The 16584-nt window shown below is 49.9% G+C and carries 12 protein-coding genes and 1 rRNA gene (1 of these 13 cut by a window edge); 11 read left to right on the forward strand and 2 right to left on the reverse strand.

All coding sequences use genetic code 11. The annotated features are described in order from the left end of the window. Nucleotides 1-2 precede the first annotated feature (2 nt). Together VLE72_00340 and VLE72_00345 are read right to left on the reverse strand one after the other, a co-directional pair. The gene (locus VLE72_00340; GenBank protein ID HSX14348.1) at nucleotides 3-539 is read right to left on the reverse strand and encodes a hypothetical protein; all 537 of its coding nucleotides are present in this window, start codon (nucleotides 537-539) and stop codon (nucleotides 3-5) included. Between the two features lie 2 nt (nucleotides 540-541). After that, entirely contained in the window at nucleotides 542-2137 is a 1596-nt protein-coding gene (locus VLE72_00345; GenBank protein HSX14349.1) for a hypothetical protein, read from the reverse strand. Between the two features lie 67 nt (nucleotides 2138-2204). Here VLE72_00345 and VLE72_00350 point away from each other — a divergent pair, with 67 nt between their 5' ends. The 11 genes from VLE72_00350 to VLE72_00400 all read left to right on the forward strand — a co-directional run. Further along, entirely contained in the window at nucleotides 2205-2948 is a 744-nt protein-coding gene (locus VLE72_00350) for a hypothetical protein (GenBank protein ID HSX14350.1), read from the forward strand. Nucleotides 2949-3044: 96 nt separating this feature from the next. Continuing rightward, on the forward strand, nucleotides 3045-5105 hold the full coding sequence (gene gyrB / locus VLE72_00355; GenBank protein ID HSX14351.1) for a DNA topoisomerase (ATP-hydrolyzing) subunit B: 2061 nt from the start codon (nucleotides 3045-3047) through the stop codon (nucleotides 5103-5105). A gap of 2 nt (nucleotides 5106-5107) precedes the next feature. Next, on the forward strand, nucleotides 5108-7663 hold the full coding sequence (gene gyrA / locus VLE72_00360; protein HSX14352.1) for a DNA gyrase subunit A: 2556 nt from the start codon (nucleotides 5108-5110) through the stop codon (nucleotides 7661-7663). Between the two features lie 163 nt (nucleotides 7664-7826). Then, nucleotides 7827-8666, forward strand: coding sequence for a hypothetical protein (locus VLE72_00365; GenBank protein HSX14353.1), 840 nt, complete (start codon nucleotides 7827-7829; stop codon nucleotides 8664-8666). 80 nt (nucleotides 8667-8746) lie between these two features. Then, entirely contained in the window at nucleotides 8747-9409 is a 663-nt protein-coding gene (locus VLE72_00370) for a hypothetical protein (GenBank protein HSX14354.1), read from the forward strand. 7 nt (nucleotides 9410-9416) lie between these two features. After that, entirely contained in the window at nucleotides 9417-9857 is a 441-nt protein-coding gene (locus VLE72_00375; protein ID HSX14355.1) for a hypothetical protein, read from the forward strand. A 22-nt stretch (nucleotides 9858-9879) separates the two neighbouring features. Continuing rightward, entirely contained in the window at nucleotides 9880-10461 is a 582-nt protein-coding gene (locus tag VLE72_00380; protein ID HSX14356.1) for a hypothetical protein, read from the forward strand. A 69-nt stretch (nucleotides 10462-10530) separates the two neighbouring features. After that, the gene (locus VLE72_00385; GenBank protein ID HSX14357.1) at nucleotides 10531-12726 is read left to right on the forward strand and encodes a hypothetical protein; all 2196 of its coding nucleotides are present in this window, start codon (nucleotides 10531-10533) and stop codon (nucleotides 12724-12726) included. A 64-nt stretch (nucleotides 12727-12790) separates the two neighbouring features. After that, nucleotides 12791-13642: a divergent PAP2 family protein gene (locus VLE72_00390; GenBank protein HSX14358.1), complete on the forward strand. Its 852-nt coding sequence runs from the start codon at nucleotides 12791-12793 to the stop codon at nucleotides 13640-13642. 59 nt (nucleotides 13643-13701) lie between these two features. After that, nucleotides 13702-15705 (forward strand): hypothetical protein, encoded by a 2004-nt coding sequence (locus tag VLE72_00395; GenBank protein HSX14359.1) that lies wholly within the window; start codon nucleotides 13702-13704, stop codon nucleotides 15703-15705. A 325-nt stretch (nucleotides 15706-16030) separates the two neighbouring features. Beyond that, nucleotides 16031-16584, forward strand: a 16S ribosomal RNA gene (locus VLE72_00400); it runs 1000 nt beyond the window's last position.

Below are 16584 nucleotides of genomic sequence, written 5' to 3' on the forward strand. Positions count from 1 at the left end.
AACTAAGCTTTACGGCGAAACAGTTTGGACAAACCTTCAATCAGGAGGCCGATTAGGCCACCAATGACCAAGCTTAGTAGCATGGCCGAGCCGGACAAGCTATACCCATAATGTTTGGCTAAAAAGTAAGTGAAGCCGCCAACCAGTAGAGCCGTCGAGGTGGCACCAAGTGTGATTGATGGCCGTAGTACTGTTGAGCCAACGACTTCACTAGTTTTGTCGATAACTGGATTGTGGATGACCTTACTAAACCCGCGACTAAAAGTCGGCAAATGACGCTGCAAGGTAGCCATGGTATCGGCGTAGGCAGCCTTGCGGTCGAGTCCGGTCGGTTCTTTCTTTGCGGGTTCGGCCTCCTTGGGCTTCAATGTATCGACCGACTTAGTCTCGCGTTCCAAGCTTTGGCGGGCGGCTTCAACCTTACGCCCGCGATCAGCTTCGGACTCAGTATAGTGCTCGGGGCTAGTTGACTCGGGCTTGGCTTCGAGTTCTGGTGTAGAGAACTCGCCTTGTTCTGGTGATTTGGGTTCTTGTTCCATGATTATCCCGTTACGTTATCGACTCTTAACATCTTCAATTCCCGGACCAACTGGCGGTTGCGTAAGTAGAAGAAGACCATGCCGCCAACCAAGGCAAAGGTCAGAATTGAGGTTGTGCTGGCCCCAGTTTGAGGCAACTTTTCAATCGTAGTTTCGATGGTCTTGGGGGGTGGGCAAGCGACTTTAACACTGACGCCAGAATTGCCATAAACGTTATCGAGGGTGCAATCGTTGAGCTTGGGGTCGGCTTTGATCGCGGCCGTAGTCGGGATCGGGTTTTTGACTTTAACCTGGAAGATTTTAGTTTGGGCTGTTCCAGGAGCGATGTCGGCCGCCGCCCAGGACAAGTGGCCGCCCGAAAGAGTCCCGCCGTTGAGCTGCACCACATCGGTGTAGGCCAAAATATCGCCGATGTCTTCACTAGTGCGATAGGCTTTCTCAACGCCATCGCCGGTGTTTCTAGTCACCAAGCGATATTCTAGAATGTCGCCCGCGTGAACAGTTGAATGGTTGGCATCGCCATTGTTAGTAGTCAGATTTTTCACGCCCTTACTCAGGATCAACTTGGGGTTTTTGGGCGGCGGTGGTGGAGGTGGGGGCGGAGGGGCTTCTTTAACGACGGTGTAGCAAATCGGGGCAGATTTAGAGATCGGAATTTCCTGCGAGCGAATGTAGGCATAATTACATATGCGAGTGTTGTTCGGCGTGTCATTATTAATAGTCACGGTAAAATCAACGTAGCCCGAGAAACCACTGACCACCTGCGGTTGCATCCACCAAACATGATCAACGCGGCCTAGCGTTGGTACGGGGTTAGAATCTTGGTCGAAGAAGGGCGTTCCGCCACCCTGCCACTTGACGGTGGTGTGGTCTGGGACTGGATCCTCTATGACCATAGTGTGGGCAATGCCAGCCCCATTGTTCTTATAAAAGAGTCTATAGCCAAGATTGGCGCCCGGTGGGACCTGACTATCGGCTGCCGGCATTCCTGGCAGCACGGTTTTCGATAGCTGCAATTTGGGTGGCTGAATTGGGATGGAGCGTACGACAATATTGCCACAGTCAACAAGAACGGCAAAGAAGCTGCCATCAGCTCTCGTTCCAGTAACAGCACTATAGCTAACGTGATCACCCCATTCAAAGAGTGAGCGATAATAGTAAGTCTGGCCATCAACGCTGATGGCTTGATCATCGGCAAAACGGTGCTCACGGCCGATTGAATGCAAGCTGTGATCACTTGAATTAATGGTTGTAACGCTGGCTCTTGTGATGTCATCGCGGGTGATACCAAAGTATTTAAAGAGGTTTTGATAGCCGGTATGGCCGGCACTATCATGGTTTTGATCGTAGATGGTTAATAGATCAGCCTTGGGATTAGAGCTAGTCAGCCCACCGTAGATGATGTCGTTGGTCGAAGGCTGGTGAGAAGCCGAGGCGGGCGAAATAATCGTAGCTATTTGCAAAACGACCAGGCCGACAGCAAAGACCAAGGCTAAGCGTCTAGTCGCGCCCTCCTTTTGGAGGCGCCGCAAGTAGAAGGTTAGCTGGCTACCAGCGCTAGGACTTAAATTGAGATTAGAGACAATTTTACGAAACATTGCTTATGTTTATTAAACACCTGGGCTTCTCAGAGCGCAAGGTTTGGAAGTTTGCTAAGATTATTGCATGGAACAATCAGAAGATAACTATGTGCCGTTCAAAGACGGCCTGTCAGATGAGTTATTGAACTACGACAAAGATTACCTACCTCCTTCACAAGTCAGGGAATTCGACACTAATCCAGATAAAGTCGTAAGGATTACCACTATGCAGAGCAAGACTGTTTCCGGAGTCGATAGACTAAATCAAAAGAATAATCCCGAGGGTTCAGCAAGTTCAATTGAATATATCCGGATGGCTAAAGAACATTTTGGCGAAGCCAGTCACTACATCAACATACCGGACCACCAGTTTATTATTGGGGAACACCCAGACACGAAGGGCTATCCTACTGTTTATACGGTGACCGACAAAGTTGTTGGGAGAATTCTTGACTATGAGATTTCCGATCCCAACTCAAAACTCAGCGATGGAGAACTAGTCGAATTTTACCAAGCCCTAGTCAATTATTACAAGGCAGCTTCTACGAGAAAAGGTGACTATTTGTCGGACCTAAATAGGCACGAACAGTTCATGTATGGGCATACGGCAATTGACCCGAAAAACAGAATTTATCTTATTGATTTAGATTTGATTCTGGTAAGGGGGGATATATCAGATTCGATTAATAGCCGAAATACACTTTGGAATAAACTTGAGCACACTCGTTTGATGGTGGACGAGGCAAAGAAAGCTAGAGGAGAAGTTTTTTCGCCAATCTTAGACCAAATTATTGAGCTACAACATGCCGTGATGCCTGAACGATACTAGTCGGAGTGTTTGCGGCTAGGGTTCTGAACAGGTATAATAGGTAGGTATTTACGTGGGAGTGGATGTTATTACCTCACGTTTTTTTACGAGTTAATTATGGCAAAAACGCAAGAATACAGCGCTGAGCAGATTCAAGTTCTCGAGGGACTAGACCCGGTACGCAAACGCCCCGGGATGTATATTGGTGGCACTGGGCCTGAGGGCCTGCATCACTTGGTCTGGGAATTGGTTGATAATTCGATCGACGAGGCCCTAGCCGGATTTGCTAAGCACGTCGTAGTGACTTTGATGGCCGACGGCGGCGTTAGAGTCGATGACGATGGCCGCGGAATCCCGGTCGATAAGGTTAAAGCTACGGGTAAGAGTGCTCTAGAAACAGTCCTAACAGTCCTACATGCTGGCGGGAAATTCGGTAGCGGTGGTTATAAAGTTTCGGGTGGTTTGCACGGCGTAGGCGTCAGCGTAGTTAATGCTCTTTCAGCTAAATTGATCGCCGAAGTTAGCCGTGATGGTAAGGTTTATCACCAAGAATACAAGCAGGGGGTGCCGCAGGGCGAAATGAAAGTTACTGGTAGCAGTACTCATACTGGCACCAGTATTACTTTCTATCCCGATCCCAACATTTTTGAAACGATCGGGTTTGACTTCGATATCATCCTGGACCGCTTGCGCCATCAGGCCTACCTGACTAAAAGCGTTCAAACCAGCATCATTGATGAAACCGCATCACGCCGCTTCAGTTTCTATTTTGAGGGTGGCATTAAATCCTACGTTACCCACCTCAATAAAAATAAAGAGGTTATCAATGACCCACCTTTTTATGTTGAACGCGAAGTCTCTGGGACAATGGTTGAATTAGCCATCCAATATAACGAGGGCTTTAACGAAAACGTCAAAACTTTTGCCAATAACATTCATAATGCCGAGGGTGGCACCCATTTGACCGGTTTCAGGACTGCTCTAACCAGGGTTATTAATGAATATGCGCGCAAGAACGGCTACATCAAGGACAACGAAGAAAACTTAACTGGCGAAGATTGTCGCGAGGGTATTACAGCTGTGATTTCAGTGAAATTAACTGATCCCCAGTTCGAAGGCCAAACCAAGGCCAAACTGGGCAATCCCGAGATTCGTGGCTATGTCGAGCAAGTTGTCAGTGAATGGCTGTCGTACTACATGGAGGAAAACCCCGGCGAGGCCAAAAAGATTGTGGCTAAAGCCGCTCTTTCGGCCAGAGCCCGGATTGCGGCCAGAGCAGCTAGAGATACGGTTATTCGTAAAGGCGCGCTCGACGGCCTGACCTTGCCGGGTAAACTATCGGATTGTCGTAGCAAAGACCCAGCCGAATCAGAACTCTTCATCGTTGAAGGCAACTCGGCCGGTGGTTCGGCCGTCGATGGCCGCGATAGCCATTTCCAGGCCATCCTGCCTTTGCGTGGCAAGATCCTTAACGTTGAGCGGGCCAGACTCGATAAAATGCTGGCCAATAATGAAGTTAAAAATGTCATTATCGCTTTGGGCACCGGTATCGCTGATCAGTTCGAAATCGACAAGGTGCGCTATCACAAGGTCGTTATAATGACTGATGCCGACGTCGACGGAGCCCACATTTCAACCCTGCTACTGACTTTCTTCTACCGTCATATGCCTCAGATCATCGAGAAAGGCTATCTCTACATTGCTAAGCCACCACTGTATTTACTCAGCTCTGGCAAAAAGAAGTTTTACGCTTACAGTGACGAAGAGCGAGATGAAATAATTGATCGCTTGACTTCTGAACGCAGTGCCGCCAAAAAAGCCGGTGCCAAGGTTGAGGAAGTCGATCCAGTCGTGGTTACAGCCGAGGACGCTGATGAGGGGGAAGCAGCGGCAGAAGATAACCTAGAAGAAACCGAAATCGTCGATGACACCCAGAAAAATCGTTTGAAAGATGCCGGCATTACCGGGATCCAGCGCTACAAGGGTTTAGGTGAGATGAATGCCGAGCAGCTCTGGGAAACTACCATGGATCCAGACCAGCGATTGATGATTAAAGTCGAAGTCGAAGATGCCGAAAAAGCCGATGCCGTCTTCAATAAACTAATGGGCGACGAAGTCATATTGCGCAAAAATTTTATTCAAACTCACGCCAAATCGGTAAGTAACCTGGACATCTAGCTGTGGCAGAGAAGACCAAACAAACTGAAGAACCAGAAATGAAACCGCAAGAGCGAGTGTTGAATCGAACTGTTGAGGGCGAAATGGAGACCCGCTATCTGGATTACGCCATGAGCGTAATTGTAGCCCGGGCTTTGCCCGATGTCCGTGACGGTATGAAGCCGGTCCATCGCCGCATTCTCTATGTTATGAACCAAGCGGGATTGCGCCATAACGCCAAATATCGCAAGAGTGCCAACGTGGTCGGTGAAGTTATGGGTAAATTCCACCCTCATGGTGATGTGGCTATCTATGATGCCATGGTTCGCATGGCCCAGGACTTTTCCTACCGCTATCCTCTGGTCGATGGCCAAGGCAACTTCGGTAACATCGATGGCTACCCGGCTGCTGCCATGCGCTATACCGAGGCCAGATTAACCAGGGTAGCTGAAGAAATGCTCTTTGATATTGAAAAAGAGACGGTTGATTTCCGTCCCAACTTCGATGGCTTTGAACGTGAACCAGTGGTGTTGCCAGCTAAACTACCTAACCTGTTACTAAACGGTCAGGTCGGCATCGCTGTCGGTATGGCTACAAACATACCGCCTCACAATTTGAGCGAATTACTTGATGCCGTTATCTACATTATTGATAATCCAGCGGCCACTGTCGAAGACCTGATTGGCATCGTCAAGGGGCCAGATTTCCCCACTGGTGGAACCATTTTTGGCCAGGAGTCGATCAAACAGGCCTATGGTACTGGCAAGGGGGGGATTGTGGTTCGGGCCGTGGCCGAGATTGTTCAGGACAAAAAAGAAAATTATCAGATTGTAGTAACCGAAATTCCCTATGCTGTTAACAAAGGCTCATTGGTCGAAAAGATTGCCGAACTAGTCAAAGACAAACGGATTACCGGCATTAGCGATTTGCGAGATGAATCCTCCAGAGCGGGGCTGAAAATTGTAGTGGACCTGAAAAAGGATGCTTATCCCAAGAAAATCTTAAACCAGCTCTATAAATTGACCCCCATGCAAACGACCTTCCACGTTAATATGCTAGCGCTAATTGATGGTTTGCAACCTCGAGTTTTGAGCCTGGAATCCATGCTCAAGGAGTTTTTGAAGCATCGCCAAGTTGTAATACGCCGTCGCACCGAATTTGAGCTCAGAAAAGCTAAAGAACGAGAGCATGTGCTCGAAGGGCTAAAAATTGCCCTGGATCACATCGATAAGGTTATTGCCACCATTCGCGCTAGCCAGACCACCGATGAGGCTCAAGCCAACCTGATAAAGGCTTTCAAACTGACCGAAATTCAGGCCAAAGCCATTTTGGCTATGCAGCTTCGAACCTTGGCCGGCCTAGAGCGCAAGAAAATCGAAGATGAATTAGCTGAGTTGCTCAAACTAATCGCTAAACTCGAAAAGATCTTGGCTAGCGAAAGCGAGATTTTAACCGTTATCAAACAAGAATTAATTGAACTCAAGGCTAAATACGGCGATGAGCGCCGTACCAAAATTATTACCGGCGAAATCGGTAAGTTCAGTGAAGAGGAGCTGGTGCCAAATGAACAAGTCATCGTAACTCTTACGGCCGGCAACTACATCAAACGGATTCCGTCCAACACTTATCGCTCCCAGGGTCGGGGCGGCAAGGGCATTATGGGTATGACGACCAAGGAAGAGGACGTGGTTGAACATATGATGTTGACATACAACCACGATTTTATGCATTTCTTTACCAATAAGGGTCGGGTCTTCCGCCTTAAAGTTTACGAGGTGCCAATTGCTTCTAGAACTGCCAAAGGCCAGCCGATCGTCAATTTACTCCAGTTGCAACCAGAGGAAACAGTTACATCAATTGTCACAATCGATAAAGGCATCAGCGCCAAATACTTATTTATGGCGACCAGGCAGGGCACGGTTAAAAAGACAGCACTATCCGATTATGCTAATGTCCGAACCAGCGGGTTGATTGCCATCAAGCTTGATCCAGGCGATGAACTCAAGTGGGTTAAATTAACCAGCGGTTCCGATGAGATAATCATGTCGACGGCCCTGGCCCAAGCCATTCGCTTCAAAGAAACTGATGCCCGGCCAATGGGGCGTGCCACTAGAGGCGTGCGTGGTATTCGCCTGCGCCAAAGCGATGAAGTCGTTGGGATGGATGTTGTGATGCCGGGCTCAAAGCTGCTAGTCATCACCCAAAATGGCTACGGCAAACGTACTCAGATTGATCAGTTTGCCACTCATACTAGGGGTGGGGTTGGTATTAAAGCTGGGGTCGTCTCAGATAAAACCGGCCGCACCGTTGATGTTAGAGCCATAACCCAGGACAGCGATGACCTGGTCGTAGTCTCAACTCAAGGCCAAATTATTCGCTTGCCACTCAAGGCCATTTCGCTAATTGGCCGAGCCACCCAGGGTGTTCGGATAATGCGATTGAAAGAAGGCGATCGGGTAGCTTCTGTGGCCCTAATTGGTGAATCCAAACTCGAACAAGAGATTGATCAAACCAGCCACGATCAAACTGGCACCGATATCGATCCCGATCCGGTCGAGGCGGCAGATCAGTCGGATTAGTCTCTTTGGTTAAAGATTTGGATGATCCCACATATTTTGCCAGCCAGGTTATGAGAAAATTCTAGACATTCTCCCAATGTTGCTTACTTGAAGCCCGAGCTATTATTCCCAATGTACTTGTGACTTGCTCCGAAGTTTGGCAAGTCTAATATGAGGGAATTGGATGGTGGAGCGCTATCTCAAGCGGATATGTGTCCTTAGTGTGGCTTATGCCTCAGTGGCCGTCGTTGGTGTTGGGGTGGCTCATGCCGCTTCAGCCGATGTCTCCAACCAAGCTGAATCAAGCGTTATTATTCAATCAAACCCAAGTAATTCTATTCATCAGGAATCAGATGTTAGTCAGACCACGGACTTAGCTGGTTCGACTTCGAACCCAGTCCAATCGGTTGACCAAAGCAACTCTGATCTGCCACCTACTGCGGCAGTAACGGATCAAGCTGACCTGGCTCAGTCCAATATTCAAACTGCTGAAGCCAAGGCCGATTTGGTCGCAGTCGCAGGTCAATCAGGTCCTCCGCCGGCAGCAACAGAGACTGGATCAGGTTTGGCCCAAACTCGTATTGCGGCCGTGGCCTCAAGGCAACTCAAGACCTTCTTATCATCCGCACAGAATTCGCGACCTAGCCAATCATCAACCCAAGCCCCATTACCGGTTACCCAGGTGCCGAGCAGTCCAACCCCAACCCAACCGGCTAGCTCACTAGTAAATGGCACTTTGAGTGCGGTGGTGCCACCATTTACTAGAGGCGGCAACGGACTTATCGGGTTATTTACAACCGCCGCTTTTACCCTAGTAGCTCTAATTGTACTTATATCGACTCTAAACCGAACCGGCCGGAGTCAATATCTAGATCTGCTCAAACGGGCCGGTAATTGCCTTTCCCCAAGGGGTACCGCCCCCAATTTTCATTTGGCTTCTCTTTTTCAAACGAGTTTGCAGTTCGCTCTCCAGCGGACGCCAAACTCGTTTTTTGGCCCAGACTCACTGAACTGCAGTCAGTGAGGATGCCCAAAAAGGGAAGTTAAGACCAAAAAGCTAAACAAAACGGATTAACGCAAGAGACCAGAAAGGAGGTGACAAGCATGAAGATCTCAAAGTTTGCAGGGGTTTTACTGATCCCAGCCATGACCATAATGGTATTCTCTGGCGTGGCCCTGGCATCAAGTGGTGATATTAATGACACTGGACCTAATTCCGTTAACACCATCACCATCGACAATTCCAATTCGATTGATGTCAACAACCACAACGATGTGACCATTAACAATACCAATAACCAGACAGCCGATACTGGCAACGCTCAAGTTTCAAACAACACCAGTGCTGGTAATGCTATTTCCGGTGACGCAAGCAACGCCAACACAGTTTCAACTAGTGTCTCGATTGACAATAGTGGGACTGGTTTGGGCGGCGGTGGTGGTGGCCAAGGCTCAGGTGGCGATGGTTCAAGCGGTGGGCTCGGCGGTAGCAGTGGCAGTAGCAACGTCGGCGGTGCCGGCAGCGGCTCAGGAAGCTCATCCGTCAGCACTAGCAGTGGGACCCTACCCGATACAGGACCGAGTTCTCCGATAGATGTTTCGGCTCTGCGCAATCTCTTGAACCCAGTATCCCAGCCGACGCTCGCCCAAGCGGCAAAGAGCTCTACAGCCTTCACAGCCTGGCTTTTGGCGCTAGCAGCTTTCCTCAGTCTAGGCGGCGCAATTGGCAGTGCGATCTATTCCAGCAAGCGAACTTTGAACGTCTGACAAAATCATGAAGGTGAGAAATGTCAAACTTCGCTACTTTGTACCTATTGCAGCCATTGGTGGTCTCGGCCTGGCCGGAGTAACTCTAGCCAACCATCAACAATCACTGCAGACGGCCGATTCGGTTCAATCTGAACAACCCAGGGCTGCACCAAAAGTTCACGTCAACGTCGACGGTCAAAACGTCTTCGTCCCTGAAAATGGCACAACGACCAAAACGACCGACGATGGTACCACAACCGTCACCAATCACCAGAACACCAGCTCTTCGGGTGACGGCTCTAGCTCAAACACAAACGATATCAGCGTCGATGTCACCTCAAATGGCTCTTCGTCAACAAGTAGTCGGCACAATGTCCATGTCAGCTCATTCGGTAGCAACTCCATCAACGAGGACACCGACATCCATATCCAAACTAACTCTGGTCACGTCAGTGTGACCCAATAAACAACTATTAAGGAGGATTTCAATGAAACGAACAATTTTGCGCGTAAGCTCAATTGCTCTTGCCACGGCCGCAGTCGGTCTGGGTGTAGCAGCTGCTAGCTCGGCGTCTATCGACACTACTGGCCCGAATTCACACAACTCAGTCGAGGTCAGCAATCACAGTGATGTCGATGTCACAAACCACAATGATCTTGGTGTAAACAACACCAACTCACAGGATGCCAATAGCGGTAACGCCGAAGTCAAGCACAACACCACAGGTGGCGATGCAACCAGCGGCGACGCTTCCAACTCGAACGACGTCTCCACTGATGTCAGCGTGACTAACGGTGGTTCCTGGAATTTGGGTGACCTATTCGGTGGCTCAAACGATAACGGCAGCATTTCCCACACTGGTCCTGACTCAAACAACAGTATTGAGTTCAACACCAACAACAACGTTGATGTCAACAACTACAACGATGTAACGGTGAACAACACCAGTTCCCAAGATGCTTCAACCGGCAATACTCAGGTTAGCAACAACACCACAGGTGGAAGTGCAACCAGCGGTAGCGCCAGCAACAGCAACAGTACTTCAAGCTCAGTTTCAATTACGAACTAGCGATAAGTACCATGCGGGGGAGTACCCCGCAGCAATTATCCAATCATTTTCAATTAACAGGAGCAAAAGATGAAGATCGGTTACAAAATCTGGGTTGCAGCAACTTGTCTGATCATGCTGGTTGTACCTGCTATGGCGCTAGCCGATGATGCTACGACCACTCCAACCGATGCCACGCCTGTGGCAGTCTCAACCGATCAAACTACTGCTCCTGTAGATTCAACCACTAGCCCTGCTCCAACAACTACTGATACCACCGCTCCAACGATTCCAACCACAACCACTACCGGACCAACTACGCCAACGGGGCCGGACGCCAATCAATACACTTTCAACCCCACAACCGGGCTATGGGAATCGGCTCTCTATACTTGGGATCCCGTGACCAATCAAACCAGTCCCAAGACCGACCCTGGCTCCTATTACAATCCATCCACCGGTATGTGGGATACTACGACCTACCAATATCATCCCGAAACTGGGACCTATCAGCCAGTTACCACTTCGACTCCAGTAAGTCCAACTTCTACCTCCGGAAACAGTGGTGGGGTGACCTCAGGTGGTAGCCCAGATCTGATGAGTGCTCTAGCCCAGCTCCTTGGACTGCCGGGTGATCCAAGTATTTCCGGTACTGGGCCAAATTCCAATAATTCAATTGTCTCTACCACGCATACTAACGGCTTCTTTGATCTATTCAGCCGAGCAGCCATTACTAATAACCTGAATTCTCAAGCTAGCACCGGTAATGCCTCGGTCAATGGCAACACTGCGGCTGGTAGCGCCACGACCGGGGCTGCCACCGTCATATCCAACCTCTTTAATTTACTTAATTCAGCTTGGTCTTGGGCCAGCGGTGGCTTGAGCTCGTTTGTTGCCAACTTATTTGGCAATCAATCCGGCGATGTCTTGATTCATCCTACGACAGTTACAGGTGGTGGTGGCATTTTGGGGTCGCTGCCGGGCCTAATTGCAACCAATAGCTCAACCGGGCCTAATTCGGCCAATACCATCACTAGTGGGTTGGGCAACGACATTACCGTCAGTGCTCAGTCCAGTGGGGCGATCGACAATAACTTGAATCTCTTAGCCACCAGCGGTAACGCTGACGTCAGCGGAAATACTAGTGCTGGTAACGCTACAACCGGGCCGGCCAGTGTTGATGCCAACATTCTCAATCTAATCAATTCGGCTATTGGCGCCGGCCAATCATTCTTTGGCGTCGTCAACATCTTCGGTAACTTAACCGGTAATATCTTATTCCCGCAGGGCTTCCTGGACTCAGTTGCAGCGGCCAATACTGCTCAAAGTCCCACTACCTCGGCGAGTAATAGCGGGACGGGTCCAAACTCCCTCAACCAAATTGATTCCACGACCAATAACAACCTAGCTGTTACAACCGGTGACCAAACTGCTATCAATAACAACATTAACGCGGGGGCTCAATCTGGCAGCGCCCAAGTTTCAAACAATACCTCGGCTGGCAGTGCCACCACTGGCAACGCTAGTACAAATACTAATGTTTTTAACTTTGCCGGACAGCTAGCAAGCGATAATGCCGTGCTAGTGTTGGTCAACGTTCTCGGTCATTGGGTTGGTGCCATCCTCAATTTGCCTCAAACTGGTGGATCTCAGGCAGCCCTTTTGACGGGCGGAGCAACCACTCTAACCAATCAAAACACCGGGCCAAATTCGCTTAATCAAATCACCGATAGCTCAACCAATAACCTGAACTTGAGTTCTCAAAACACTTCCGGCATCAATAACAATATTAATGCTGGGGCTATCAGCGGTAATGCTAGCGTTACGGATAACACCCGAGCCGGCGATGCCACTAGCGGTAATGCTAACGTAGCAGTAGATGTGGCTAACTTTGTCGGCTCGAGCCTAAATATCAACCATTGGTTTGGGGTTTTGATGATCAATGTCTTTGGCGATTGGTTTGGTAGCGTCTCAACAGCTACCACTTCAGTTGCTGCCGTAAATACTGCCACAATTCAGGCTAACCAAACGGCCAATTCAAACTCATCCAAAACCGGCGGTTCAACGGCAGTCGGTGGTGGGGTAAATAGCAATCAAGCTCAAGTTAGCCAAACTGCTTCACCGGCACCGAGGGCTTTAGCCGCTGCGGCTAAAGTTTTAGGGACCGAGCAAAACTCAGCTGCTGCTAAACAAAACCACCGCATTATGTACTTAGCTTTGATTAGCGCCTTCCTAATGCTTAGCGCTGGTATGCTAGCTAGCCTCGAGCGCAAAATAGGCCAATAGAATTTGCTTTGCTACAATAGATACGCAAACCAAGGCCGCTTGATGGAGTGGCCAGCTATAAATTATGTCATCTCTGAATAATCCCTACATTTTCGTACCGTTTGCGACCTGGGCCATTGCTCAAGTTGCCAAGTTTTTGCTAGCCGCGATCAGGCATCACAATCGCTATGATTGGCGCTATCTGTATGCTTCCGGAGGAATGCCTAGCGCCCATTCGGCAGTGGTTTCGGCACTAGCAGTCACGGCCTTGGTTCGAAACGGCTTTAGAAGTCCAATTTTTGGATTTTCCATAGTCTTTGCCGCCATAGTCATGTACGACTCATTTGGTGTGCGCCGAGCTGCTGGTGAACAAGCCGCGGCTATTAATGCTATTCTGGACACCCTTAAACGCGATAAGGTTGGTCTGGCTCAAGGCCGCTTGCGCGAAATTTTGGGTCACAAACCGCTCGAAGTTACAGTTGGGGCACTGACTGGCATTTTTTTGGGCTTGATCTTAAACATTAATGCTCTTTCAACCCAAGTTGATTGGCTGACTGCCTTTCCCACCAAACCCCAAGCTGATGCTTATATGGTTTTCGGTGCCATCTTAATTATCGGAACCGTCATCGCGGCTTGGTGGCTGCGCCGCCGTCATCGGGGTTCCAAAATTGTTCGAAGTTTTTGCAAGCAGTTAAGACTGATGGGATTAGTAATTGGTGGGCTAGCGCTGATTTTGGGTTTTGCGGGTTCCCAACAAGCCCTCTACCTGGGTTGGCGACTGTGGTTTGGCTTAAATATGCTGGTTCTAGGCGTCTGGGCCATAACGCTAACCAGCCTTTATTGGAATCGCCTGCCGCAGCAGCTGCGGGCCGAGCGAGAACAAGCACGGATTGATGGTTGGCTGCCCAAAGGCAAACGTAAGCGCCGCAAAAGATAACCAAATGAGGGCTGGTACCATAAGCAGTTTCAACCTATACTAGGGGTGGTATGGGGCTAATGCCCAAACCAGAATTATCTATGGATCAGAAACAATTTAGTCGTATGCCAGCTCGCAAGAGGTACCCCTTCCAGGCCTATATGGCGCTTGTGTTAGTGGCGCTTATCACCGTCGGCGGCTATGTTTACTTCCGGGGCACGAAGGCATCGGGCGCTTTTGTTGGCGTTGCCAGCCCACAGAGCGGTGCCGGCAGTTGGACGGTTGATACCGGTGGCTGTGTGACCGGTCATAACATCGCAAAATCTGGCGATGTTTGTGGCCAGGCCTTAAACGGCCAAATTACTGGCATGGCGGCTTATTCTGGTAACAATAGTGGCTATTGGTTGGCGGGTACCGATGGTGGAGTCTTTGCCTTTGGTGGGGCGCCGTTCCATGGTTCGATGGCTGGGCAACATTTAAATGCTCCGATCACCGCCATTGCCTCACAAACTGCTGGTGGCAGCGGCTATTGGTTACTTGGTTCAGACGGTGGCATCTTTGCTTTTGGGGCAACTTTTTATGGTAGTGATGTGGGCAAGGGTAATGATTTTGTGGCTATTACATCAACCCCCTCTGGCCATGGCTACTGGACGGTTCGCGCCAGCGGTCAAGTTTACGCCCATGGCGATGCCAGCGGTTCTAATAACCCCGGTGCTACCGTGGCTGGCATCAGCGGCAGTTACTCCGGAGGCAATGGCTATTGGGTGCTCAAAACCAACGGCGTATTGTCCCATGTCGGGGCCGGCGGCAACATCGCCAGCCTGTCCGGCAGTTTCGTAGCCATTACTAGATACGGCAACAATGCCGCTAATTGTATTGTGGCTTTAACCAGTGGTGGAACGCCGCTACCGCGTTGCCCCACGCCCACAGCTGCTCTCAGTGCCAGCCCGACCAGCGTCTCCTCGGGCAGCTCATCGACTCTAAATTGGACTAGTAGCTTAGCCACTGGCTGCAACCTAACCGGTTTCGGTGCAGTCCCAATCAATGGCCCCAGATCAACCGGCCCGCTCTCGTCCACCAAAAGCTACACTTTAACTTGCTCAAACGCGACAGCCACCTCGGCGGCTTCCTCGGCTACCGTTACGGTTACAGCCCCCGGGCCCGGTCCCAGTCCGTCGCCCTCGCCCAGTCCTAGTCCATCGCCAGGTCCGAGTGGGTCGCATAATGGTACTCCGGGAACAACGCCTGATACAACGCCACCATCGGCTCCGACTAACTTAACGGCCCAGCTTGATAAACAAGTCGTCGACTTGAGCTGGACGGCTTCAACCGATAACACTGGCGTTGATCACTATCAAATTGAGCGCTCGCTCGACCAAGCCACATGGAACGAAATTGATGGTCACGTGGTTGATACAACTTATACCGATACAACCGTTGGCTACGGCACGACTTATTATTATCGCGTCCGGGCTTGGGATGCGGCCAGCAACCCTAGTGAATATGCTAGTGCCCAAGTTGCCACCGGAGCTTTTAGCGCTAATTCTAACGCTGAAGCCGACACCATCGTGACTAGCGAAGACAACATAGTTAGTATCACCATCCCAGCCGGCGCCTTTACCGATCAAGCCGACTGCTCAGTTATTACCGATACGGATCACAGCGATAAACTGCCGCTCAAAAATGTGGCCTTAGTGGCCGGGCCTTACAACTTGATTTGCAAGAAAGCTGGCGGCGATAACATCACCAGTTTCAGTAAAGACGTGACGGTAGCCATCACGCTGACCCGCGACCAACTCAAGCGCTATAAAGGCTTCACTTTCTACTCCTACTCGAGTGATGCTGATAGCTGGAGCAAACTCAAAATTACTTACGATAAAAAGACCAAAACTTACAGGTTTACAACTACCTCAGCCATCGAATTTGCCGTTCTGGGCAAGGTTAAAAAGGGCCTCTCGATCCAAGTAATCATTCTCTTAATCATGTTCTTTGCGGCCGTCGGCGGCGTCATTTACTTCCTCTACCGCCGCGGACAGCAACAAAATTACCAAGAGTACATTCGCAAGAAGTATTACAATCTCTAAGCTCTGTCTAGCAGTCTAGGTCGACAACGTCTGTAGCTTTTGTTATTGACCCCAGGATGCTGTTTGTGTAAACTGGGGCTTAGTCTTGAAAGGGCCGTCAGAAGAAGAACGAGTGGCAATCCACCAAACGCCGCTCGTCGTTGTTTCTTTTGCGCTCTGCTTGGCCGAAACTTGAAAGCTTAAGTAGTGCAGAGTAACCGTTTTGTATAGCTCTTCGGAGTTGTGCAATACAAAAAACAATTAGTCAGAGAGAAACTGACGCCTTTCAAATTGGAGGCGGACTTAGGTTCGCATCCATCCCAAGCTCTTAGTTTGGGATCTCACATATTTGGAGAGTTTGATCCTGGCTCAGGATTAACGCTGGCGGCGTGCCTAACACATGCAAGTCGAACGGACCTTTGGTTTTGAGAATCTCCGCTTGCGGAGCGTCTCATGACTACTGGTCAGTGGCGGACGGGTGAGTAACACGTTGGTACCTGCCCTCTAGTGGGGAATAACCCGGCGAAAGTCGGGCTAATACCACATGTGCCCGTTTACGGGTAAAGCCTTCGGGCGCTTTGGGAGGGGCTTGCGTCTGATTAGCTAGTTGGTGGGGTAATGGCCCACCAAGGCGACGATCAGTAGCTGGTTCGAGAGGATGACCAGCCACACTGGGACTGAGATACGGCCCAGACTCCTACGGGAGGCAGCAGTGAGGAATCTTCCGCAATGGACGAAAGTCTGACGGAGCAACGCCGCGTGAGTGATGAAGGCTTTCGGGTCGTAAAACTCTGTTGTTAGGGAAGAACAAGTGCTAGTTGAATAAGCTGGCACCTTGACGGTACCTAACCAGAAAGCCACGGCTAACTACGTGCCAGCAGCCGCGGTAATACGTAGGTG

The sequence above is a fragment of the Candidatus Saccharimonadales bacterium genome (assembly GCA_035480635.1).
GTDB lineage: Bacteria > Patescibacteriota > Saccharimonadia > UBA4664 > DATIHN01 > DATIHN01.